This window comes from Bacillus sp. FSL R5-0593 (assembly GCF_038603755.1).
Classification (GTDB): domain Bacteria; phylum Bacillota; class Bacilli; order Bacillales; family Bacillaceae; genus Bacillus; species Bacillus velezensis.
Genome location: NZ_CP152011.1, coordinates 1,580,181 through 1,602,261, shown reverse-complemented (window position 1 = coordinate 1,602,261; position 22,081 = coordinate 1,580,181). Strand labels below are relative to the sequence as shown.

The window sequence follows — 22,081 nt, the reverse complement described above, 5'->3', positions numbered from 1 at the left end:
TTACAGGCTCTGCGCCGATTTTCTGTCGTCTTCTTTTGAATTGACCATCCTTCTCGCTCTGTCCATAATGTCAATTAACGCTTTATAATCTTCTTCCGTCATCTCCAGCTTGTTTCTCAAGCTTTCATTTTCCTCACGCAGATCCTCGACTTCTTTTTGCAGCGCGGTCAGCTGTTCTGTGAGTTTTTCTTTTTCATGACGCATATCCGCTGCGGCTGGCGACTCTTTAAATTGCTGCAGAAACAAAATGACATCATCAATGGACAGCTCTTTTTCTCCTTCCGCCCTGCGGATCGGAGGCTGTTTGACGGTTCCCGGCAGATTGGCGGAATGCACCCCGATCTGCTTTCTTAATTCCTTCCGCTGTTTTTTCGCCAGTTCTATCCCTGACTGATATTGTTTTCTGACATAAGAATTCCATCTGAACCCGCAGGCGGCAGCCGTTCTCGTCAGCGCTCTGCCGACTTCTTCAAAAGCGGAAAGCTGGGTCCCGCCTTCCCGAATATGCCTGAGCACCACTTCGGCCAGCAGCAAATCTTCATCTTGCGTCCACGCGTCTTGTCTCGTTATCGTCAATCGTATCTCCCTCCATATTTGCTCATTTACCTCATACATATGCCGCTGATAGATTAGATAGACTACTGGGGCTCACAATTTTTTCGGCGGGAGCAGGCCGGAGGGGCAAAAAAAAAAAAGAAAAGCGCAGGAACCGAGATTCCCGCGCTTTTCTTCATACATTAATTGCTTTTAACATTTATGTCTTTGCCGTTGTATGATCCGCATGCTTTACATACACGGTGAGACAATTTCATCTCTCCGCATGACGGGCATTCTGTCATACCAGGTACATTTAGTTTGAAATGTGTACGGCGCAATCTTTTTTTCATTTTAGAAGTTCTTCTAAAAGGTACAGCCATTATTCCCACCTCCTTAAAGAGTTAAGATTCATCATCTTGTGTTAAGAGCTTTTTCAGATCCGAAAGTCTGGGGTCGATTTGATTTTTCTTGTCTTCCTCAGAAATCACTTGCCAATCCTTCCCCACTTGGGGAGCGGCTCCTTCTTTTTGTTCAGTTTCACAAAAGACTTGCATAGGAATTTCTAAAAGAATCTCTTCTTTTATGATCGGAGTTAAGTCGACGGTATCGTCTTCAGCAAAATGAACGTCCTCATCTTCTATATCATCCGACTTATGAAATCTAAACAGTTCTTTTGTCGCGATTGTAAATGGATACGGCACATCAACTAAAGTTCTTGAGCACGGCAAAACCATTTCGCCTGAAATCGTAAAGTCAAACGAAACTTGCTTGGATTCAATCTCCGCGCGGCCCTTCACCCGGACGGGAGAAATGCGGCGGATGTCAGAATTCAATTTTGTCAGCTCATTTAACTCAACTGTTTCATCAAATTCAAAGCTCTTTTTCGCGATTTGATGAAGCTGATAAATCGTCCATTTCATTTGTATCACCTCAGGAAAGCAACAAACATGATTATAGCTTTTCAGAATGTTTTTGTCAATATTTTTTCTTTACAGCATAATGCCGCCGTCATGCAATCGTTGACAGCCGGATAGGCTATGCATACACTAAACGAAACGGACTAAAATATGCACTTCATTTGCAAATGTACCACACGAAGCAAAACATAGCAAGAAAGGCGGGACAAATATGAAAGCAGTCGGCCTGGTTGTTGAATATAATCCCTTTCATAACGGACACCGCTATCATGCGGAACAAGCAAAAATCAAAACGGACAGCAGCGTCGCGGCGGCGGTGATGAGCGGCCCTTTTTTGCAGCGCGGGGAACCGGCCGCCGTCTCAAAGTGGGCCCGGACAAAAATGGCGCTGGAAAACGGCGTGGATATCGTCATTGAGCTCCCTTATATATATGCCGTACAAAAAGCGGAATTATTCGCGCGCGGCAGCGTTTCGCTTCTTCATCATTTAGGATGCAGCAGCTTGTTTTTCGGCAGCGAAAACGGGCGGATCGAATCCTTTCTTGAAGCGTCTGAAGCGTTCAGCCGAAAGGAAGATGACTGCAGCCTGATTCTGAAAGAGGAGCTGAAAAAGGGTCTCAGCTATCCGGCCGCCGCCTCAAAAGCTTTTTCACACATATTCAAAGGGCGGGACATGCTCGATTTGTCCAAGCCGAACAATATTCTCGGTTTTCACTACGTTAGAGCGATACACACCTCCGGTTCCGCTATGAAGCCTTATACGACAGCCAGAATCGCTTCCCAATATCATGACGCCGAGCTTCCCGGAGATAACAGCCGGATAGCCAGCGCAACAAGCATCCGGAAAGCGCTGATAGAAAAAGGAACGGCGGCCGCAAGGAGCTTTCTCCCGGAAGCGTCTGCGCGTGAGCTGGAGGCATACAGAAATTCATACGGCATATGGCACAGCACGGAAGACTATTTTTCATATGTAAAATACAGCCTCAGCACTCTTTCCGCTGAAGAATTGAGCCGAATCTATGAAGTGGAAGAAGGCCTTGAGCACAGAATTCTGCGCACCATCAGACAAGCCCGATCCTATCGCGAAATGATGGAACGATTGAAAACAAAACGATACACGTGGACGAGGCTGCAGCGGATGAACACGCACATTCTGACACGGACGAAAAAAGAAGACATGCATCGGCTCTTAAAGCCTTCAAGCGCTCCTTATATCCGTCTTCTCGGAATGACGAAAAAAGGACAGGCGTACCTGTCGGCAAAGAAAAAAGAGCTTACCGCACCTCTCGTCAGCAAGCTCTCTTCTTTCTCTCATCCCGCTCTGGATCTGGACATACTGGCGGGACGGGTTTACAGCCTGCCGATAAACGAACCTGAACGCACATTGTTTGAGAAACAGGAATTTTCACAAGCGCCGATCCGCTATGATGAAGACGAAAAGCGTTTTTTGAATGCGTAAAAAAAAGCACCTGTCTGTATCAGGTGCTTTTTACTTTCAGCTGATCCAAATAGTCAAGTGCGTCCTGCATGGTGTCGACAGGGACGATCTTCATATCGGACTTGATTGCTTTCGCCGTTTTTACCGCATTTTTGTAATCAGAATTTTCAGCTCCGTTTTGATTCGGAGCAAAGAAAATATCTTTTCCCGCTTTGTCTGCGGCGACGACTTTCTGATCGATTCCGCCGATCGGTCCGACTTTGCCGTCCACGTCGATTGTCCCCGTTCCGGCTATATTATAGCCTTTTGTTTCGTCAGGTTTTGTCAGCTGGTTGTAAATTTCTAAAGACATCATGAGACCCGCAGAAGGCCCGCCGATGTTTTCAATGCTGAAATGAAGATCCGGCTTCACTTTCACGTTCCGGTCCGTATATAATGCGACACCGATTCCCGCTCTTTTCGGGTCGTCCGGGAATGATTTCAGCACAATGTCAACGGTCTTTTCTTTCGTGTCCCGTTCAATGTGAAACGTTACTTTTTCCCCCGCTTTTTTGCTGCTGATATAATCAATCAGCTTTTCAGCGGATTCGTATGTTTTCCCGTCCGCGCTGATGATTTTATCACCGACCTCTATTTTTCCTTTTGCCGGCATGTCAGAGACGACTGAACTGGCATAAATGCCGTTAAATGAGTATTTCACCTGTTTCCCGGCTTTTTGATAAGCGGCAATGACCGCGTTTTCTTGGGAGCTTTTCATCATTTGCAGCTGGCGCTTCATATAATCCGAGTCCGATTCGCCCTCTTCTTTTATGCTTTCATCAGGGACGATTTCTTCGTAAGGATGCACTTTCGCCCAAAGATATGTATACGGATTGGCGGGGCCTACTTTGACAGTCATCAAGGAAAGGCTTCCTTTTTCAGGATAGCCTCCGTCCACCTTAATCAGCGGTCTCAGCTCTGATGCTTCTCCCGGCTGTGTGATGTAATACGGAAGCTTAATAAATGTAACAGCGATTAATAAGATCAGGATGATAAACACCCAGCGAAAATGTTTTGCTTTCATATGAGTTAGCCCTCCCAGTTCTCTATTTCTTGTTTAATCCGGCCGATCATCCGGTCTGCGGCTTCTTCGCCCGCTGTGATCATATGATCAATGTTGGCAAAAGAACTTGAGCTGAATGATTCAAGAGAAGGGCGGATCATGACGTCTGCGGCAATGGTCTGGTGACGGACCAATTCATTTTGCAGTATATCCATACTTTGCATGATTACATCAAAAATATGTGCCGCCTTTTCCGTTTTTTTCACCCGGGATACGTCAGAGGCGATGACGATATCAGCACCCATATCTTTTACGGCGGAAACCGGGATTCTGTCGACCACCGCGCCGTCGACTAACATACGTCCGTTCATTTTTTGCGGGACGAAAACGCCCGGTATGCTGATGCTCGCGCGGACGGCTTCGGATACTGAACCTTTCGTAAAAACAAGCTTTTCGCCGGTCTGAAGGTCGCAGGCCACGATGCCGAGCGGGATCCGCAGTTCTTCTATCGCCTTGCCGTACGTATAGGCATGAACGAGCTGCCTGATGCGGTCCCCTTTTAAAAATCCGAGCCTCGGCATCGTATAATCCGCGTACAGCCGCCGCTTAAATGCTTTGGCGACTTTTTTCATCGTGGCCACGTCATGCCCGGCCGCATAAAAGCTTCCGACTAATGCTCCCATGCTGCTGCCGGCAATCATATCAATTGGAATCTGATGCTTATGTAAACTGGATAACACTCCGAGATGAGCGATGCCTCTTGCCCCTCCCGAACCTAACGCTAACCCGATTGTAGGTTTGGCCAACGCGACGAACCCCCTAATAGACATCCTATACATGAATTCTATGGTCTAAATTGAACCCCTATGCTCGTATATTAGTACAGGATGACAAATAGGTACTTGCCCGGCCGCCTTTAAGGTCTGTTCTATATTTTATCATGATATAAATGTCAGTGTGCAATTTTAGCATCGGGGAGGTAAGAATGAATTTGTCTAAGTTTCATACATTTTTGATTTCATTGTTTTTCATTTTTTTGACGGCTACGGTTATTTCACACCCTCAGGCCTCATTCGAAGCCTCCAAAACCGGTCTTTCCATGTGGTGGGAGGTAGTTTTTCCTTCATTGCTTCCGTTTTTTATTCTATCTGAGCTTTTAATCGGATTCGGCATTGTCAAATTTGTCGGCCTTTTACTCGAACCCTTTATGCGTCCCATTTTCAGAGTGCCGGGGGTCGGCGGATTTGTACTGGCTATGGGCATGGCTTCAGGCAATCCGGCCGGCGCGAAGCTGACTGCACGGCTGCGCCAGGATAAACAAATCTCCAGAGTAGAGGCTGAACGCCTCGTCTCTTTTACCAATTCATCCAATCCGTTATTTATATTCGCTGCTGTGGCAGTCGGCTTTTTTCATAACGCGTCTCTCGGCATTCTGCTGGCATCGGCTCACTATCTCGGAAACATCGCCGTCGGCCTGACGATGCGTTCATACGGACGGAAAGAAGAAGCGGCGTATACCGGTAAAAAGACGATCGCTCTCCCTTCTCTGAAGGAAGCATTTCTGGCCCTCCACAAGGCGCGGCTTTCGGAAAAGAGGCCGCTCGGAAAAATTTTGGGCGACGCCGTCACCTCTTCTGTACAAACCTTGCTGATGGTGGGCGGTTTTATTATATTGTTTTCGGTTTTCAGCCGGTTATTATCAATCGTACAAGTCATGGATGTGCTTTCTGTATTTACAAACGCGCTGCTTTCGCTTTTTCATCTTCCGGCAAATCTGGACATCCCTCTTATCAGCGGAATGTTTGAAATTACACTTGGGAGCAAGCTGGTCAGTGAAGCTGATGCCGCCTTGCTGCCGAAAGCCATGATTGTGAGTTTTATTCTCGGGTTCAGCGGCCTTTCCGTACAGGCCCAGGTAGCCGGCATTTTATCGGAAACAGATATCCGCTTTAAACCGTTTTTCGCGGCGCGTATCCTTCAGGGCATTTATGCCGCACTCTTTATTCTCTTACTGTGGAAGCCGCTTTACCTTGCATTGGACGAACCTTACCAGTCCGTATTCCTCCCTTTCCGCGATCAGGAAGCGGGATCTGCTGCCGTCAGCGGCTGGAATACACTTGTTGAAACCGGGCCCGCCATCACGCTGACAGCTCTCGCCGTATACGCATTGATTTATTGTTACAGGCTGTCAGCACGGACAAAAAAAGGATGAGACGCCAATCAGCGCTTCTCATCCTTTAAATTTCTGCATCAGCGCCTGTTCAACTTCCGGAGGAACAAACTCTGAAACAGGCCCGTTATATTTTGCGACTTCTTTTACGATGCTTGAACTTAAAAAAGAGTACTGATTGTTCGTCATCATAAAAAAAGTTTCTATTGATTCGTCGAGCACGCGGTTGACGGAAGTCCCCTGCATCTCATATTCGAAGTCAGAAACGGCTCTGAGCCCCCTGATAATCGCCTTCGCCCGCTTTTTTTTCGCATAGTCGATTAACAGTCCCTGTGACGTCTCGACCGTAACATTCGGTATGTCTTTTGTCACTTCTCTTAACAGCTCACATCGTTCCTCAACTGTAAACAGCGGCTGCTTAGAAGAATTATTGAGCACGCATACGTACACCTGCTCAAACACGTTTGCCCCCCGTCTGATAATGTCCAGATGTCCGTAGGTAACGGGATCAAAACTTCCGGGACATACAGCTATACTTGCCACATCATTACCCCCTATTTCGGTATATCGTCACTCCTGTAAGCCCGTAAATTTCCCTTCTTGTTACAGAAAGCGCGCCGACGGCTTCAGGAAGCGCAACGGCTTTATCATGCTCGGCTACGACAAAACCGTCTTCATTCAGCATGTTCTGCTCATCAATCATTTCGATAAGCGCTTTCAGCTTTTGTTCCTTATACGGAGGATCTAAGAAAATTCCGTCAAAACCTTTTTCCCGTTTCGCCGCGGCATAGAGGGCCCGTTCTGCATCATTGCGGTATACTTCCGCTGAAGACAGCAGATCAAGCGCTTTGATATTCGCTTTTACCGTTTGGATGGCTTTGAAATCACGATCCACAAAGATACAGCGGTCAAATCCGCGCGACAGCGCTTCAATCCCGAGACCGCCGCTCCCCGCAAACAAATCCAGCCCCGTTCCTCCGTCAAAATACGGGCCGATCATATTAAAAATAGACTCTTTTACTTTATCCGTCGTCGGCCTTGTTGATGTGCCCGGCACAGCCTTTAAGGCTCGTCCTTTTCTTGAACCGGAAATTACTCTCATTATTCACACCACTTTTTCTGAAAACTTTGATGTTTCTCATCGGCTGAGCCGTTATGTATCAAAACAATCCCTATCTTATCATAAAGCATTCTTTCAAACAATGAACGTGAAAAACGTGTATACATATTCACATTCCTGTCAAGACTACGTGTAACAGCATCAATGAATGATGTTGTTGCCAACCGCGGAGAAGACTTACGTTTCCCCATAAGTTCTTCCTCCGGTTTCTCCTCTCCCTTTTCCTTCTCCTTAACTTGTTAAGGAATAGAAGGACCCCGCAGGTATCTGCGGGGATTTTTTTATATACCGACTTTGTAATCGTACTCTTTCGCCTTATCAAGCTTTGATTCAAATTCCAGCTTTAAAAAAGGTTTATAAGAAGGCTCTACCTTCTTCACATAAGAATAAGAAGAAATCTTTTCCATTGTTTTTTCGATTAGGTCCATATCGCAATACAGCACAACGTATTTCAGCCGCTTGGAAACATAATGAACGTTGCCGAATTTTCTCAGCATTTTGCTGTGTTTTAAGGAATGCAGATATACGATTATGCCTTGGCGCTTATTTTCCATCATGATCACCCGCCTGACTTTCTGTTCATTTTATGTAAAAGACGAGACGGCCGTCTCGTCAGGAAACTTTGCATCCGCAGCCGCCGCCGGAACCGCACCCGCCGCCGCAGGATGACAGGCCGTCAAAATAAGGATTCCCCGTCGGAACTTTTACATGCTCCGAGACGGCCGTTCCGAGTTCAATGCTGATCTCGTCAAGCAGCGACTGAAGCTCAGTCTCCGCTTTTTTAAATTCGGCCACCTTATCGTTTAAATCCAGTTCCCGCTTCATTTCTCTCATTTTGCGGGAAATCTCTCTATAATCAGGATGGTATTTGCCAAAACGCTGCACATCCTCATACTGCTCTTTAACGCTCATAAAAGAACGAATGATCCGCCCTGCCTCTTCATCTTCACGGAGACGCTTGTAACAATCGCGGTAATTTTCAGCCGTCTCAGACTGCAGAATCATGCCGGCAAGCTGCTCCGCTTCACTTTGAAGCTTGACGGACTCAATTGTTGCATACATAAATACGCACCTCCAGTTGCTAGTTTACCATGAAACCACCCAATTGGAAAATGCGGCGTTTAAACGCTTTTTAATCCTGTGAACGCATGGCGTGAACCATCTGCATCATCATCTGCGCCATTTGAATCCCGTTTGAGAATTGGCTTACCCGATGAGGTATCGTCTTTTCATAAAAATTCATCATGTCAAGCTGAAAGGAATTGAGATCGTCCGGTTTTCTCGCAAGTCTGCGGTACCAGACGGGGCGCTGCCGTATAAACCGTTTCCGTTCCTCATCTGCGGATATGAATTCCTGAACCTCTTTTCGCATACACGATCCCCTTCTTTAATCCTTTCTGAACGAAAAAGGATGTTGTCCGGAGCCTTGCCGGGGCTGCTTCGTGCTGCTCCCCGAAAATTGGCTTAAAAGGCTTTGCAATGATGAAATGGATTGGCTCATTTTATTGATCTGCTCATTCATTTGGTTGATATCCATCTTTTTGACGGCAGTGACCATTTTTGAAACGAAATCGTTTTTTTCAGCTGGTTCCTGTTTGGTTTCCGCGTCGGAAGAAGGCTGAACGGCCTCGTCTTTAAAAGGGTCCCATATCGGATCATCCTCGCCCAGAAGAACCCAGTTTTCATAGACTTCCTGCCAGCTTCTTTGTTCCTTGCGAACATTTTGGATCAGTTTGGGATGCTTTTTTACGAATTGTTTAAAATCATCGATTGATTGCCGTGATTGCTGATTCGCCACAATTCTCACCCCCTCCGAAAAGTTTTGCCTGCTATAATGTATCGGTTCATGCGCCTTAATGTTCGCCTAAATTGCGAAAAAAAGCAGGTATATTTTTTTCAGCAGGAGCGCCGCTCGCGAAAAAACATAAAAAAACCGCGGGGGACGCGCCCCTCTGCGGTTTTTTACTGCCAAGGCTTAATGAAGTTTTGCGTATAATACTTCTGATCAACGCCGACACCGAGGTGCGTATAATCCGGGCTTAACAGCGCCTTTCTGTGGCCTTCGCTGTTCAGCCAGCCCTCCACGGCTGCAGGACCGTCCACATAGTTGTAGGCAATATTTTCACCGGCCTCCCGGTATTTCACATCGCCTTTTTCCAAGCGGTCCTTCAGAGTCCCGTATTTCTTTGAGACGTGAGAGAAATACTTGTTATCCTTCATGTCCTTGCTGTGACCGAATGCCACTTTTGCGGCGCCTTCGTCCCATTTCAGCCTTGCAAGTCCGTGTTTTACGCGGATGACATTTGTAATATCGAGAATCTGCTGTTCACTCGCTCGTTCAATATCGTTCCATTTTTTATCAGAAACAGGCTCGGGTTCTGTCAGCTTTCCTCTGTACATGACCTCATACGGCCTTTGTTTCACAAGTGTTTCCGCATCAAATGCCCTGATGCTTGACAGATTCCCGTCAAATTTGTCCATGTACAGCTGAACATACATTCCGCCTATCTTAACGGTGGGACGGGTATTGATATCTTCTTCAGAAAATTCGAACCGATACGTGTTTCCCTTGTCAGTCACATTGACAAAAGGAGAAACCTGCGTCGTTTTAAAAACTTCGCCAGTCGATTCGCCGATCTTAAACGGTTTTGCGTTGATGCCGCTTCCCGAAGCGTATAAAGTCACGGCTTTATCATTCAAAATACCGACTTGTACGTATTGGTCTTTCCCCTGGTTGTACACCCACCACTCGTAATCGTAGGCAGAAGGATCTTTCCGGGACGGTTCCCCAAGTTTCTTTTTCACATCGGCGGCAGATTTCCCCATGAGAGAAAGCAGTCCGGATGACGGCATTTTTAGCCGTTTTCCGCTCTCTTCTTCATTGGAAACCTGAGGCTCCTCCTGATCCGTCTTTTTCTGAGGAGCCGATCCATATTGTATAAACAGAACATACGCTCCGTAAATAAGCAAAAGGATAACGAGAGCCCTTGCGATATTTTTCAACCTCTCACCCCCATATGTTCAAACCGTTCTGTTTTTGTTTACTCTTATACAGTACAGCCTATTTGCATCGTCCGTGATTTATGTTTAATGGATAAACCCCTCCGGACCGCCGTCTTCAGAAATGTCAGACAGCACTCGGCCTGCTTGCTCATTTGATTGCTCGGCCAACGAAAGATCGCCGAGCGTAACAATGCCGACCAGTTTTTTATCCTTTGTGACGGGAATTCTTCTGAGCTGATGTTCAGCCATCAAATGTAGCACCTCCTCCACAGAGGCGTCTTCTTCTGCACTGATAACCCGCTCTGTCATTGCGTCGGTTATTTTTTGAGAGTTCGGCTTTTTTGAAGCAATTCCCCGTAATACGAGATCTCTGTCTGTCACGATCCCGACAAGTGTGGCGCCGTCTTCATCCACTATCGGAATGGCGCCGACATCTGCGTCTTTCATCTTCACCGCAGCTTCATATACATTATCTAATACTGTACAATATTGCAAGTCTGACGTCATGAGCTTATTGATCTTTGTCATTGCGGAATTCCTCCTTTTTTCTGCTACTATTGTCGTCAAATTTTTCTTTTTGCATACTTTCACCGTATGAATCATTGAAAGTGTAACGCTTTCATACTATGATTGTCAGGAAAGGGCATTTTTAAAAGGAGGGGGAAGGTTTGAAGTTTGAAAACAGCGGTCTTGAAGGGGTAACAGCGGAGCTCAGCCGCTTGAATGATCTGATGGAAGGTAAAGGGCTCATTCTGGCTGGACAATGGGATTATGAAAGAGTGACTTACGACAAAAAGTTTTCAGTACCTGAGGGGACATTTTATCTGCGGATTCAAGGAACGGCAAAAGAGGGCGATGTCGGCGGCAGCCGGGCCGTAATTCAGCTGAAGGCCCCTCTTTTAGGAAAGCATTATTATCCGCACGGCGTAGAATACGGCAGCGCTGAAGAATTTCCGGAATATGTCGTCGCTGAAAGCAAAGCTTTACTGCTTGAATTGGAAGAGTCATTAAAAACAGTGCAAATGTAATAAAAAAGTACAGCATATTCTGCTGTACTTTTTTTCATGAGACGGTATGCTCGATATACGGCGGCTCTGACAGCGTATCTTTTTCCCGTTCCGTTCTGACCCACTGAAAAAAGATGACAGCCAAATATGTTCCGTAGACCGCTTCTTGAATGATTTTCATCAGTACTGCCCCAAGCTGCTGATCTTCCAGAGGAGGAAGCGTGTTAAACATCTCCGGCCCGGATAAAGGGATCTCCTCCAGCAAATCTAAAGGAACGCAAAGCTTCATTGCTTCGGCCCAAGCCGCCGGATCTGTATACGTGGCATACATGGGCGCCCCGCTGAACATAATGAGCGCGCAGGCCGGCGTTAACAAAATCCCGTCTGCCATAATGTACCCCAGCTTCATTAAACCGCTGAGACGGGGCAGACCGTCCACCTTATGCACAAGCGGCCACCACATAAAAAACGCCGTTACAAAGATGAGTCCGTTCATCAGCGTGTGATACAGCGAATCCGTTTTGACGAAATCAAATATAAACGGGATGTGATACAGTGAAAAAATACCGTTAAACAGCACTAATGCGATAAGCGGCATTGAAAAGAACGAAAACAGCGGCTTTACGACAGGACGGAAGATCAGTTTTTTCCATGCCCAGCCGGGAATTCCGGAAATCAACAGCGGCGGTACGACTAAAAACAGAACCGCCATCTGCGTCATATGGGCGCTGAACATCACATGGCCCAATAAATCAACCGGACTTCCCGCAGCCGCGTAAAAAAATAGCGCGGAAAGCACAAACAGCACCTTCTCCTTAGCGGACACACGTCCTTTATGCCGGCTGCACCAGTAAAAGTAAACACCTGTTATCACGGCAGTTATACAAAACAGATACGGGCTCCACATTGCGCGAAACCCGAACATTTCCAAATTAATCAAATCTCTCACTCCCCGCCGTCCCGATTACCACCAAATAATCGTGACAAATGCAAGCACGGTGATAAACGCGACAAATATTCCCGAATACAGAAATAATGACGGCGCTTCATGCCCCTTCTGGCTCATATGCATAAAGTAAAACAGCTGAAAGATGACCTGGATGACCGCAAGCAGGATCAGAAACGGCATCGTAAACCATCCGGCAATGCCGTCTGCAGCCACCGTCAAAAACGCGACAAGCGTAAGACCGATCATCAAGCCGAAGGATATGACCTGATATTTCATCTCCTCGGCATTTTTCTTTTTTCGATATTCGAGATCCGTACTGACAGTCCCTCTGTTTTTGTTATCGTCCATCGTTATCCCACCATCCCCATCAAATATACAACGGTAAAGATAAAGACCCACACGACATCGATAAAATGCCAATATAAGCTGGCCACGTAATATTTCGGCGCATTATAAAGGCTGAGCCCTCTTTTTGCATTCCGGATCATCAGCGCGCTGATCCACAACAGCCCGAACGCCACGTGTGCTCCGTGTGTGCCAACGAGCGTGTAAAACGCTGAGCCGAGCGCAGAGCTTGTAATGGTAAAGCCGAATTCGTGAGTGTAATGCATAAATTCATAGATTTCTACCCCTAAAAATCCTGCTCCCAATAAAACGGTAACCAAAAGCCACACCTGCATTTTTTTAAAGGAGAAATTTTTCATATGATACATCGCATACACACTCGTTAAGCTGCTCGTTAAAAGAAGCATCGTCGCGATAAATACGATCGGCAGCTCAAACATCTCAGCCGTTGACGGCCCTCCGGCTTTAGATTCCCGTAAAGCAAGGAATGTTGCAAATAGCGAGGCGAACAGAACCGTTTCCCCGCCGAGAAACAGCCAAAATCCCAAAAACTTATTTTTCCCCTCCAGCGTTGCTTTTTCAGGAGAAGCCGGAAAGGTTTCAGCCGTCATTTTTTCCTGCAGCTGCATTACGCCTTCACCCCTTTATCATCATTCGGCAGATCTTCTTTGTGAATATGATAGCCGTAATCATCGACCACAGAGCGAAGCATCATGGTAAAGAATGTGATGCCGAGCCCTATGAAGATAACCGGAAGCCCCCATGAATAATCGGAGTGGTATAAAAACCCGAACGCTGCGACAAACAGCCCGAAAGATATAATAAACGGCATGATGGAGCCGTTCGGCATATGAATGTCCTCTACAGGCTCTGCAGGCGCCATCCCTTCATTTCCGGCCTGCTTTTCAATCCACAGCGGGTCAAGTCCCCGGACAAACGGAAGCTGTTTAAAATTATATTCCGGCGGCGGCGAAGAGACCGCCCATTCAAGCGTACGACCGTCCAGCCACGGGTCGTTCCCGACGTATTTCCCCTTTATTGAGGTATAAATAATATTGACGACGAGTAAAGCAGCCGCGCCCGCCATGAAAAACGCGCCGATTGAACTGATCAGGTTGCCGGTATCAAGCCCCTGGCCGGGCAGATATGTGTAAACGCGCCGCGGCATTCCCATCAAACCGAGGAAATGCTGAATGAAGAAGGTAAGATGAAACCCGATAAAAAATAAGACGAACGAAATTTTCCCCATCGTTTCATGAAGCACCTTCCCGAACATTTTCGGCCACCAGAAATGCACGCCCGCCAGGATGCCGAACACAACGCCGCCGATAATGACATAGTGGAAATGCGCTACGACAAAATACGTATCGTGGAACTGATAATCTGCCGCTGCGGCCGCCAGCATGACACCCGTGACTCCTCCGAGTACGAAAGAAGGAATAAAGGCGACGGCATACAGCATAGGCGTAGTGAATTTGACGTTTCCTCCCCAGATGGTCAAAAGCCAGTTGAAAATTTTAATGCCGGTAGGCACCGCGATCGCCATCGTCGCAACCGCAAATATCGCATTAGCGATCGGTCCGAGTCCCGTCGTAAACATATGGTGAACCCAAACCATGAACCCGAGAAAGCCGATCAGCACGATCGCAAAGACCATAGATGAATAACCGAACAGACGTTTCCTCGCAAATACGGGAATGATTTCTGAAAAAATCCCAAAGGCGGGAAGAATTAAAATGTATACTTCCGGATGCCCGAAAATCCAAAACAGATGCTCCCAGATTATCGTATTGCCGCCCAATTCAGGATTAAAGAAATTCGTTCCGAACAAACGATCCAGCATCATCAGCGCCAAACCGACGGTGAGCGGAGGAAATGCGAATAAAATGAGTGCCGACGCCACAAATGTCGTCCACGTAAACAGCGGCAGTCTCATATACGTCAAACCCGGCGCCCTCATATTAATAATCGTGGCGAGAAAGTTGATCCCCGCAATCAGCGTACCTAAGCCTGATATTTGCAGGCCGAGCACGAAAAAGTCTATGCCGTGCCCTTTCGAATTCAGCGCAAGCGACGCGTACGACGTCCAGCCTGCATCAGGAGCGCCTCCTAAAAACCAGCTCAGATTCAAAAAGATGCCTCCGAAGAAAAACAGCCAAAATCCGAGCGCATTCAGAAATGGGAACGATACGTCACGCGCCCCGATCTGAAGCGGCACAACCGCGTTCATCAGCCCGAATAACAGCGGCATCGCCGCCAGGAAGATCATTGTCGTGCCGTGCATCGTCATAATTTCATTAAACTGCTGCGCACCCATAAAATCGTTCCCCGGCCTCAAGAGCTGAATCCTGATAAGCATGGCCTCAAGTCCGCCGACGACGAAGAAAAATCCCCCGGCGATCATATATAAAATCGCGATTTTCTTATGGTCAACCGTCGTCAAATAATCCCAAAGCAAAGAGCTTTTTCTTTGCTGTCCTGTAAGCGTATTCATCATTTACGACCTCCCCCCTGATATCTCCCTGTCCTCACTTGTTCTCCGCTTTCAGCCCTTTTAAATATTCATACAGCGCATCCGTTTCAGCGTCCGAGAGCTTCGGATAAGTGCCTGTCATTTTATTGCCCGGTTTAATGCTGTCCGGATTTTTCAGCCAGGCTTTTATATTCTCTTTATTCGCATCCTTAATGCCGGCCACTTTGACCCGTTCACCGAAGGTAGCGAGGTTCGGAGCCGTTCTTGCCGCTTCAGCCCGTTTATCATTGGGCTCAACCGCATGACAGCTCAGGCAGTTTTTTTCCTTAAACAGCTCTTCTCCTTGCGCGGCTAAACCGGAGTCTGTTGTATGCTTATAATTTTTCATCGCTTTCGTCCATTGTTTAAATTCTTTTGACGGCAGCGGTTTCACTTTGAAATCCATCAGCGCATGTGAAGGTCCGCACAGCTCTGCGCATTTCCCGAAGAAATATTCTCCCGCTTCTTTGCTGCGTTTAGAATCGAAGGTCAGAAAGAAAGTATTGTCATTATCCGTATTCGTATCGATTTTTCCCCCGGCTGACGGAATCCAGAAAGAGTGTTTCACATCTGAGGACTTCAGCTTGAAATAGACGCGTTCATCTGTGGGAACGATCAGCTCCTGACTTGTCACAAACCCGTAATCAGGATACTCGAATTCCCACCAGTATAAATTCGCCCTTACATTAATCACGAGCGCATCCTCTGCTTTACGGTTTTTCTTATCCATCGGCGACGTATCCGCCAGCGCCAATGTATCGATGACAACCGGAATGACAAGAATAATCAGAAGCAGGATCGGAATAACGGTCCAGGTGATTTCTAAAAAACGGTTCCCCTCCACCTGTTTCGGTATCGTGTCTTCCCCTATACGCGACCGTCTGAATCTCACAATGACGTAAAAGAAAATAACTGCTACGACCGCAACGACGACAACCATGATAAGTGTGCTGAGCACCGTCAGATCATATTGTTTATCAGCCACTTCGCCGGCAGGCTTGAGTGTGGACAGAAACGGTTTTCCACAGCCGCTCAATAAAAGCGGCACTAAGGCTAATAATGATAAAAGACGCCAACGCTTTAACATTTCACCCAACCCCTTTTTTGAATCAGTACGAGATGCACAAGCAGTAAATCTGCTTCCAGCCGAAATACTTCTTTTCCTCATTTCTTAAAATATGAGATTTTTTACTTAAAATTCCATCTATGTATAAAAGCAAAGCCGCCTGATTAAACAAAAGGTCAAGGCGGCGTTTACTAGTTGTCATTGTTTGTTTTGGCGATCAAACAAGCTCATTATTCAATTAAAACAGCGTAAAGACCACCATCGCTACAAAATAAATGGTCATGTAATTAAGCGAATAGACAAACATAAGAGTTGCCCACTTCATGATGTTTTTCATGCGGAATCCCATCAGTCCGAGAACAAGCCATCCGACATTCAGCAAAGTGCCGAGAATGACGATCGGAAGACCGAGACTGCCGAGGAAAAACGGAAGCGGCAGCAGGCATGCGACCCAGACGATAATCTGTCTTTTCGTCACTTCAAAGCCGTGCACTACCGGAAGCATCGGAATATTCGCTGCTCTGTAATCTTCCGTCTTTTTAATCGCAAGCGCTAAAAAGTGCGGAATCTGCCAGATGAATAAAATCATGAATAAAACCCACGCGACAACACCGATGTGCCCTTCAACCGCTGTCCAGCCGATTAACGGCGGCACGGCGCCTGATACACTTCCGACAACCGTATTAATCGTATAACGGCGTTTGGTCCACATTGTATAAAGAACAACGTACGTAAACACGCCGATAAAACCGATGACTGCTGCCATCACGGTGGTCATCAAAAGCATGATAAGTCCTAAAGCAATGAGTAAAATTCCTGACCACAGCGCTTGATTCGGCTGAATCTTTCCGGTTACCGTCGGTCTTACTTTCGTGCGTTCCATTAAATGATCAATATCACGGTCGTAATAGTTGTTAACCGCACAAGAACCGGCGATGATCAAAGAAGATCCTATTAATGTAAGAAGCACGGTGTTTAAATTGCCTAAAAAACTCAGACCGGATATATGTAACGCAAGCCACATGCCGGTAAAAGTCGTAATTAAATTCGAATTGACGATTCCTATTTTGATAAGCGAAAGGAAATCCTTCCATGCCGTCGTCTCTTCAATCTGTCCGTCTATAGCTGTATCGTTTAAAATTCTGGAATTAGCCATAACGTAAACCTCCCTTACAAACCTAAAGCAGGTTTTTTAAGACCTGCAACTCTATCATACAAGATAATGACCTGTAAAAAAACATCCTCTTAAATATTAAACGAGAAACAGGAATTTATTTGTGAACTTTTTATGAATTTTACCAAATCCGCCGGTTTCATAATAAAGCGGTTACTTTATTTCTATCAGACCCATCTGGAATAATCAACCCCATTATCTAAGAAGTCCTGATTCTATTATATTTTTGTGAACAAACAGAATTGAGAATTGCCACAAAACACATATTCGCTTACACTTGGTACGTATATCATTTTGTCCAGTTTGTTAAGAAGGTGAATGTAAAATGAATAAAGCTTTGAAAGCGCTCGGCGTGCTGACGACATTCGTTATGCTCGTCGTGCTGATCGGCGGCGCTCTTGTCACAAAGACAGGATCGGGTCTCGGATGCGGAAGGCAGTGGCCGCTTTGCCACGGCCGGTTTTTCCCGGAGCTTAACGCCGCTTCTATCATTGAATGGAGCCACAGACTCGCAAGCGGTGTCTCAATCGTTCTCGTGCTGAGTCTCGCTTTTTGGGCATGGAGAAAAGTCACGCCTGTTTTCCGTGAAACAACCTTTCTCGCCATTATGTCCATTATCTTTTTATTTTTACAGGCGCTTCTCGGCGCATTAGCGGTTGTTTTCGGATCAAATGCGCTCGTTATGGCGCTTCATTTCGGCATATCGCTGATTTCTTTCGCTTCTGTTCTGATTTTGACGCTGCTCATATTCGAAGCTGATAAATCAGACAAAAAGCTCGTCAAGCCGCTCAGAATCGGCAGAAAAATGCAGTTTCATATGATCGGCCTTTCGATTTACACGTATATCGTCGTTTATACGGGGGCTTATGTACGCCATACGAAATCAAGCCTTGCCTGCCCTGACGTTCCGCTTTGCAGCAGGCTGAATCACGGGCTTCCGTCCCATTTTCAGGAATGGGTGCAGATGGGCCACAGAACGGCAGCGCTGCTTCTGTTCGTATGGATTCTTGTCGCTTTTGCACATGCGGTGCGCTCTTACAAAGACCAAAAACAGATTCTTGGGGGCTGGATAGCGGCTGTTGCCTTTGTTGTATTACAGGCGCTCTCCGGAATCATGGTTGTTTATTCAGAAATGGCCACCGGCTTTGCACTTGCCCATTCGCTCTTTATTGCCGGCCTGTTCGGCGTCTTATGCTATTTCTTATTATTAATCGCCCGCTTCCGCTATGAATCAAAACAGCGGAACATCTGAGGCACATGAAAAGGCCGAAGCATTAGAGCTTCGGCCTTTACACATAAAAAACCTGATCGCACACGGGGGCGGATCAGGTTTTTTTAGGTTCATTTTTTACGCTTTTTCAATTTCGATCAGTAAATCGCCTGTCTGAATCGGTTCACCGTTTTTCACATGAATCTGCTGTATCGTCCCGGAGAACGGCGCCTGTACCGTCGTCTCCATTTTCATCGCTTCATTAATCATCAGATGATCGCCTTTATTCACCTTTGCCCCGGTTTCCGTTAACAATTTAATGACGGTTCCCGGCATGGATGCCGCAATGTGGCTCGGGTTTGTCCGATCTGCTTTTAATTTTTCCTGTACGGACGATTTAATGCTTTCATCTTTAATGACCACCTCGCGCGGCTGGCCGTTCAATTCGAAATAAACGACACGTGTCGCATCTGGCTGCGGTTCACCGATAGATACAAGCTTCACGATCAGCGTTTTTCCGCGCTCAATTTCCACTTCGATTTCTTCACCGAGTGTCATGCCGTAGAAGAAAGTCGGTGTGTCCAATACGGAAATATCACCGAAGCGTTCCGCCGTTTTAACATATTCAGTAAACACCTTCGGATAAAGAGCATACGCGATTGCGTCCTGATCACTCAATTCCATCTGATGCGTTTCTTTCCATTCTTCTTTAATACCTTCAAAAGATACCGGTTCAAGCAGCTCACCCGGTCTTACCGTGATCGGCGTCTGTCCTTTCAGAACGAGCTTTTGCAGTTTTTCCGGAAATCCGCCGTGCGGCTGGCCGATCTGTCCTTTAAAGAGCTCAACGACTGAATCCGGAAAATCAAGCGTTTCGCCTTTATCATAAACATCTTGTTCTGTTAAATTGTTTTGCACCATGTAAAGCGCCATGTCTCCGACGACTTTGGAAGAAGGTGTTACTTTCACGACGTCGCCGAACATGCGGTTGACGACGCTGTACATGTCTTTCACCTCATTCCAGCGATCACCCAGGCCGACTCCTTTTGCCTGCTGCTGCAGATTACTGTACTGGCCGCCCGGCATTTCATGATTATAAATCTCAGTATGCGGAGACTTCATCCCGCTTTCAAATTCACTGTAATACTGACGGACGGATCCCCAGTATTGCGACAGTCTTTCCACCTGCCGGACATCCATTTCAGGACGGCGGCTGTTTCCTTCAAGGGCATGATAAAATCCGCTTGCGCTCGGCTGTGAAGTCAGACCCGCCATTGAGCTGACGGCGACATCCACGATGTCCACACCCGCTTCAACAGCTTTGGCATAGAGAAAGACGCCATTGCCGCTCGTATCATGCGTGTGAAGATGAACGGGAATATCAATCGTTTCCTTCAGCGCTGAGACAAGTTCGTATGCGGCTTGAGGTTTCAAAAGACCGGCCATGTCTTTAATGCCGAGAATGTGGGCACCAGACGCCTCAAGCTCTTTCGCCATAGAAAGATAATATTGCAAATCATATTTCGTCCGGGTCTTATCAAGAATATCTCCCGTGTAACAAATCGCAGCCTCCGCCACTTTTCCGGTTTCACGGACGGCATCGATGGCCAGCGTCATCCCTTTTACCCAGTTCAGGCTGTCAAAGATCCGGAATACGTCAATACCTGACTCCGCTGACTGCCGGACAAATTTTTGGATGACATTGTCCGGATAGTTTGTATAACCGACGGCATTTGATGAACGAAGCAGCATCTGGAACAATGTGTTCGGCACTTCCTTGCGAAGATCTTCAAGGCGTTTCCAAGGGTCTTCTTTTAAGAAACGGTACGCTACATCAAATGTCGCGCCTCCCCACATTTCAAGGCTGAACAGTTCAGGCCACAGGGCAGCCGTAGGATTCGCGATTTTTTTCAAATCATTGGATCTGATCCGGGTTGCAAGCAGGGACTGATGGGCATCCCTGAACGTTGTATCGGTCAGGAGCACGGATTTTTGCTCTTTCACCCAGTCTGCAAGCCCCTCGGCGCCTCTTTCCTCAAGGATCTGTTTCGTACCGCTTGCCGGTTTTTCCCCGATACCTAACGTAACGGTCTGAGGCTTATCAAATGCAGGTTTTTCTTTTTTCCCGATTCCCGGAAAACCGTTCACCGTGACATTGCCGATATAGGAAAGCATTTTTGTTCCGCGGTCCTTCTGTTTTGGGAAAACAAACAGCTCAGGCGTTGTGTCGATAAACGATGTGTCATATTGGCCCGTCAGGAATTTTTCATGCTTTGCCACGTTTTCAAGAAACGGAATATTGGTCTTAATGCCCCTGATCCTGAATTCCTGCAGGTTGCGGACCATTTTCGCTGATGCCTGTTCAAACGTCAGCGCCCATGTCGACAGCTTGACAAGCAGTGAATCATAATAAGGCGTGATGACGGCGCCCTGGAAGCTGTTTCCCGTATCAAGGCGGACGCCGAAGCCGCCGCCTGAGCGGTAAGCCATAATTTTACCCGTGTCAGGCATAAAGTCATTCAGCGGATCTTCAGTGGTCACACGTGATTGTATCGCATACCCGTTTGTAAAAATGTCTTTCTGCTCAGGGATATTGACGGCACGGCTGTGCAGTCCGTGGCCCTGCGCCACGAGGATTTGCGTCTGAACGATATCAACCCCCGTTATCATTTCCGTAATCGTATGCTCCACTTGCACGCGCGGGTTCACTTCAATAAAGTAAAATTCACCGCCCGCTACGAGAAACTCCACGGTCCCTGCGTTGATATAGCCGACATTTTTCGCAAGCGCCACAGCCGCTTCACAGATTTCGTCCCTTAATTCAGGCTGCAAAGATACACTAGGCGCCACCTCAATGACCTTTTGATGGCGTCTCTGAACGGAACAGTCCCGCTCATACAGATGAACGACATTGCCTTCTTTATCTCCGATCACCTGAACTTCAATATGCTTAGGATTTTCGATCAGTTTTTCAACATACACTTCATCGTTTCCGAATGCGGCTTTCGCTTCTGATTTGGCCCGCTCAAACGATTCTTTCAATTCGCTTTCGTTTCGGACGATTCTCATTCCGCGGCCTCCGCCTCCGAGCGATGCTTTAATAATAAACGGAAATCCGTGGACTTTTGCGAATTGTTCGACATCTTTTAATGTTTCAGCCGGTCCGTCACTCCCCGGAATAACGGGGATGCCGGCTTTTTCTGCCTGCTCCCTCGCCTTTACCTTATCTCCGAACATATCCAAATGCGCTGACGTCGGTCCGATAAATACGATGCCCTCTTCTTCACAGCGTCTCGCAAATTGGATATTTTCAGAGAGAAATCCGTAGCCCGGATGAATGGCATCTACGCCGTTTCTTTTTGCGATCTCAATAATCCCTTCAATATCAAGATACGCATCAATCGGTTTTTTGCCTTCTCCCACAAGATAAGCTTCATCCGCTTTATAGCGATGATAGGAGCCCGAATCTTCTTTTGAATAAACGGCTACCGTTCTGATGTTCAATTCTGTGCACGCCCGGAAAATCCGGATCGCAATTTCTCCCCTGTTTGCTACTAACACTTTTTGGATGGATTGTTGTGACAAACTTTT

The 22,081-nt window shown here is 46.8% G+C and carries 25 protein-coding genes; 4 read left to right on the top strand and 21 right to left on the bottom strand.

Features of this window, described 5'->3' with window-relative positions; translation table 11 throughout:
- The 3 genes from gerR to NYE36_RS08070 all read right to left on the bottom strand — a co-directional run bounded on the left by gerR (nt 1) and on the right by NYE36_RS08070 (nt 1,457).
- The gene (gerR, locus tag NYE36_RS08080; RefSeq protein ID WP_015239811.1) at nt 1-576 is read right to left on the bottom strand and encodes a sporulation-specific transcriptional regulator GerR; all 576 of its coding nucleotides are present in this window, start codon (nt 574-576) and stop codon (nt 1-3) included.
- Nucleotides 577-737: 161 nt separating this feature from the next.
- Nucleotides 738-917, bottom strand: coding sequence for a 50S ribosomal protein L32 (rpmF, locus tag NYE36_RS08075; RefSeq protein ID WP_003154457.1), 180 nt, complete (start codon nt 915-917; stop codon nt 738-740).
- 21 nt (nt 918-938) lie between these two features.
- A complete protein-coding gene (locus NYE36_RS08070) occupies nt 939-1,457 on the bottom strand; it encodes a DUF177 domain-containing protein (protein WP_265450920.1) in 519 nt (172 codons plus the stop codon).
- Nucleotides 1,458-1,665: 208 nt separating this feature from the next.
- Here NYE36_RS08070 and NYE36_RS08065 point away from each other — a divergent pair, with 208 nt between their 5' ends.
- Entirely contained in the window at nt 1,666-2,913 is a 1,248-nt protein-coding gene (locus tag NYE36_RS08065; protein WP_052827397.1) for a nucleotidyltransferase, read from the top strand.
- Nucleotides 2,914-2,932: 19 nt separating this feature from the next.
- Here the strand turns inward: NYE36_RS08065 and NYE36_RS08060 are convergent, their stop codons facing one another.
- Together NYE36_RS08060 and NYE36_RS08055 are read right to left on the bottom strand one after the other, a co-directional pair.
- Nucleotides 2,933-3,955: a SepM family pheromone-processing serine protease gene (locus tag NYE36_RS08060; protein ID WP_007409697.1), complete on the bottom strand. Its 1,023-nt coding sequence runs from the start codon at nt 3,953-3,955 to the stop codon at nt 2,933-2,935.
- Between the two features lie 5 nt (nt 3,956-3,960).
- Nucleotides 3,961-4,740: a patatin family protein gene (locus tag NYE36_RS08055; protein ID WP_015239808.1), complete on the bottom strand. Its 780-nt coding sequence runs from the start codon at nt 4,738-4,740 to the stop codon at nt 3,961-3,963.
- A 179-nt stretch (nt 4,741-4,919) separates the two neighbouring features.
- On the opposite strand from NYE36_RS08055, the gene ylbJ reads away from it, so the two are divergent.
- A complete protein-coding gene (gene ylbJ, locus NYE36_RS08050) occupies nt 4,920-6,146 on the top strand; it encodes a sporulation integral membrane protein YlbJ (protein ID WP_094031688.1) in 1,227 nt (408 codons plus the stop codon).
- Nucleotides 6,147-6,164: 18 nt separating this feature from the next.
- On the opposite strand, the gene coaD is transcribed toward ylbJ, so the two are convergent.
- The 9 genes from coaD to NYE36_RS08005 all read right to left on the bottom strand — a co-directional run bounded on the left by coaD (nt 6,165) and on the right by NYE36_RS08005 (nt 10,755).
- Complete coding sequence (gene coaD / locus NYE36_RS08045; RefSeq protein WP_007409694.1) at nt 6,165-6,647, bottom strand: pantetheine-phosphate adenylyltransferase; 483 nt, start codon at nt 6,645-6,647, stop codon at nt 6,165-6,167.
- 4 nt (nt 6,648-6,651) lie between these two features.
- The gene (rsmD, locus tag NYE36_RS08040; protein ID WP_007409693.1) at nt 6,652-7,206 is read right to left on the bottom strand and encodes a 16S rRNA (guanine(966)-N(2))-methyltransferase RsmD; all 555 of its coding nucleotides are present in this window, start codon (nt 7,204-7,206) and stop codon (nt 6,652-6,654) included.
- Nucleotides 7,206-7,415, bottom strand: coding sequence for a hypothetical protein (locus NYE36_RS08035; RefSeq protein WP_007409692.1), 210 nt, complete (start codon nt 7,413-7,415; stop codon nt 7,206-7,208). Before NYE36_RS08035 ends, rsmD begins: the two co-directional genes overlap by 1 nt.
- Before the next feature lie 90 nt (nt 7,416-7,505).
- Entirely contained in the window at nt 7,506-7,778 is a 273-nt protein-coding gene (locus tag NYE36_RS08030; RefSeq protein WP_003154470.1) for a YlbG family protein, read from the bottom strand.
- A 58-nt stretch (nt 7,779-7,836) separates the two neighbouring features.
- On the bottom strand, nt 7,837-8,286 hold the full coding sequence (locus NYE36_RS08025; protein ID WP_003154472.1) for a YlbF family regulator: 450 nt from the start codon (nt 8,284-8,286) through the stop codon (nt 7,837-7,839).
- Nucleotides 8,287-8,356: 70 nt separating this feature from the next.
- A complete protein-coding gene (locus NYE36_RS08020) occupies nt 8,357-8,596 on the bottom strand; it encodes a YlbE-like family protein (protein ID WP_003154475.1) in 240 nt (79 codons plus the stop codon).
- Nucleotides 8,597-8,611: 15 nt separating this feature from the next.
- Nucleotides 8,612-9,022, bottom strand: coding sequence for a YlbD family protein (locus tag NYE36_RS08015; RefSeq protein ID WP_007409691.1), 411 nt, complete (start codon nt 9,020-9,022; stop codon nt 8,612-8,614).
- Nucleotides 9,023-9,186: 164 nt separating this feature from the next.
- Nucleotides 9,187-10,227, bottom strand: coding sequence for a CAP domain-containing protein (locus NYE36_RS08010; RefSeq protein ID WP_007409690.1), 1,041 nt, complete (start codon nt 10,225-10,227; stop codon nt 9,187-9,189).
- 84 nt (nt 10,228-10,311) lie between these two features.
- Complete coding sequence (locus tag NYE36_RS08005) at nt 10,312-10,755, bottom strand: CBS domain-containing protein (protein ID WP_017417724.1); 444 nt, start codon at nt 10,753-10,755, stop codon at nt 10,312-10,314.
- Between the two features lie 140 nt (nt 10,756-10,895).
- On the opposite strand from NYE36_RS08005, the gene NYE36_RS08000 reads away from it, so the two are divergent.
- Nucleotides 10,896-11,255 carry a YugN family protein gene (locus NYE36_RS08000; RefSeq protein WP_015239802.1) on the top strand — a complete coding sequence of 120 codons (360 nt, stop codon included), beginning with the start codon at nt 10,896-10,898 and terminating at the stop codon, nt 11,253-11,255.
- A 34-nt stretch (nt 11,256-11,289) separates the two neighbouring features.
- Here the strand turns inward: NYE36_RS08000 and ctaG are convergent, their stop codons facing one another.
- The 6 genes from ctaG to cyoE form a co-directional block, all read right to left on the bottom strand.
- Nucleotides 11,290-12,174, bottom strand: coding sequence for a cytochrome c oxidase assembly factor CtaG (gene ctaG / locus NYE36_RS07995; RefSeq protein ID WP_020953993.1), 885 nt, complete (start codon nt 12,172-12,174; stop codon nt 11,290-11,292).
- Between the two features lie 24 nt (nt 12,175-12,198).
- A complete protein-coding gene (ctaF, locus tag NYE36_RS07990) occupies nt 12,199-12,531 on the bottom strand; it encodes a cytochrome c oxidase subunit IVB (RefSeq protein WP_007409686.1) in 333 nt (110 codons plus the stop codon).
- 2 nt (nt 12,532-12,533) lie between these two features.
- Nucleotides 12,534-13,157 (bottom strand): cytochrome c oxidase subunit III, encoded by a 624-nt coding sequence (gene ctaE, locus NYE36_RS07985; RefSeq protein WP_003154482.1) that lies wholly within the window; start codon nt 13,155-13,157, stop codon nt 12,534-12,536.
- On the bottom strand, nt 13,157-15,025 hold the full coding sequence (ctaD, locus tag NYE36_RS07980; protein WP_094032417.1) for a cytochrome c oxidase subunit I: 1,869 nt from the start codon (nt 15,023-15,025) through the stop codon (nt 13,157-13,159). The genes ctaE and ctaD overlap by 1 nt, the downstream gene beginning before the upstream one ends.
- A 31-nt stretch (nt 15,026-15,056) precedes the next feature.
- The gene (gene coxB, locus NYE36_RS07975; protein ID WP_003154484.1) at nt 15,057-16,127 is read right to left on the bottom strand and encodes a cytochrome c oxidase subunit II; all 1,071 of its coding nucleotides are present in this window, start codon (nt 16,125-16,127) and stop codon (nt 15,057-15,059) included.
- A gap of 217 nt (nt 16,128-16,344) precedes the next feature.
- The gene (gene cyoE / locus NYE36_RS07970) at nt 16,345-17,262 is read right to left on the bottom strand and encodes a heme o synthase (RefSeq protein ID WP_003154486.1); all 918 of its coding nucleotides are present in this window, start codon (nt 17,260-17,262) and stop codon (nt 16,345-16,347) included.
- Nucleotides 17,263-17,605: 343 nt separating this feature from the next.
- On the opposite strand from cyoE, the gene ctaA reads away from it, so the two are divergent.
- Nucleotides 17,606-18,532: a heme A synthase CtaA gene (gene ctaA / locus NYE36_RS07965; protein WP_015239800.1), complete on the top strand. Its 927-nt coding sequence runs from the start codon at nt 17,606-17,608 to the stop codon at nt 18,530-18,532.
- A 96-nt stretch (nt 18,533-18,628) separates the two neighbouring features.
- On the opposite strand, the gene pyc is transcribed toward ctaA, so the two are convergent.
- Nucleotides 18,629-22,075 (bottom strand): pyruvate carboxylase, encoded by a 3,447-nt coding sequence (gene pyc / locus NYE36_RS07960; protein ID WP_094032416.1) that lies wholly within the window; start codon nt 22,073-22,075, stop codon nt 18,629-18,631.
- Nucleotides 22,076-22,081 lie beyond the last annotated feature (6 nt).

What these genes read in the sequence shown, in the direction of transcription:
- NYE36_RS08020 (WP_003154475.1), bottom strand. Translation starts at nt 8,596, where the DNA reads ATGCGAAAAGAGGTTCAGGAATTCATATCCGCAGATGAGGAACGGAAA.
- NYE36_RS08025 (WP_003154472.1), bottom strand. Translation starts at nt 8,286, where the DNA reads ATGTATGCAACAATTGAGTCCGTCAAGCTTCAAAGTGAAGCGGAGCAG.
- ctaD (WP_094032417.1), bottom strand. Translation starts at nt 15,025, where the DNA reads ATGATGAATACGCTTACAGGACAGCAAAGAAAAAGCTCTTTGCTTTGG.
- ylbJ (WP_094031688.1), top strand. Translation starts at nt 4,920, where the DNA reads ATGAATTTGTCTAAGTTTCATACATTTTTGATTTCATTGTTTTTCATT.
- NYE36_RS08070 (WP_265450920.1), bottom strand. Translation starts at nt 1,457, where the DNA reads ATGAAATGGACGATTTATCAGCTTCATCAAATCGCGAAAAAGAGCTTT.
- ctaA (WP_015239800.1), top strand. Translation starts at nt 17,606, where the DNA reads ATGAATAAAGCTTTGAAAGCGCTCGGCGTGCTGACGACATTCGTTATG.
- cyoE (WP_003154486.1), bottom strand. Translation starts at nt 17,262, where the DNA reads ATGGCTAATTCCAGAATTTTAAACGATACAGCTATAGACGGACAGATT.
- rpmF (WP_003154457.1), bottom strand. Translation starts at nt 917, where the DNA reads ATGGCTGTACCTTTTAGAAGAACTTCTAAAATGAAAAAAAGATTGCGC.
- rsmD (WP_007409693.1), bottom strand. Translation starts at nt 7,206, where the DNA reads ATGAGAGTAATTTCCGGTTCAAGAAAAGGACGAGCCTTAAAGGCTGTG.
- ctaE (WP_003154482.1), bottom strand. Translation starts at nt 13,157, where the DNA reads ATGCAGCTGCAGGAAAAAATGACGGCTGAAACCTTTCCGGCTTCTCCT.
- coxB (WP_003154484.1), bottom strand. Translation starts at nt 16,127, where the DNA reads ATGTTAAAGCGTTGGCGTCTTTTATCATTATTAGCCTTAGTGCCGCTT.
- NYE36_RS08005 (WP_017417724.1), bottom strand. Translation starts at nt 10,755, where the DNA reads ATGACAAAGATCAATAAGCTCATGACGTCAGACTTGCAATATTGTACA.
- NYE36_RS08060 (WP_007409697.1), bottom strand. Translation starts at nt 3,955, where the DNA reads ATGAAAGCAAAACATTTTCGCTGGGTGTTTATCATCCTGATCTTATTA.
- NYE36_RS08065 (WP_052827397.1), top strand. Translation starts at nt 1,666, where the DNA reads ATGAAAGCAGTCGGCCTGGTTGTTGAATATAATCCCTTTCATAACGGA.
- NYE36_RS08035 (WP_007409692.1), bottom strand. Translation starts at nt 7,415, where the DNA reads ATGGGGAAACGTAAGTCTTCTCCGCGGTTGGCAACAACATCATTCATT.
- NYE36_RS08030 (WP_003154470.1), bottom strand. Translation starts at nt 7,778, where the DNA reads ATGGAAAATAAGCGCCAAGGCATAATCGTATATCTGCATTCCTTAAAA.
- ctaF (WP_007409686.1), bottom strand. Translation starts at nt 12,531, where the DNA reads ATGGACGATAACAAAAACAGAGGGACTGTCAGTACGGATCTCGAATAT.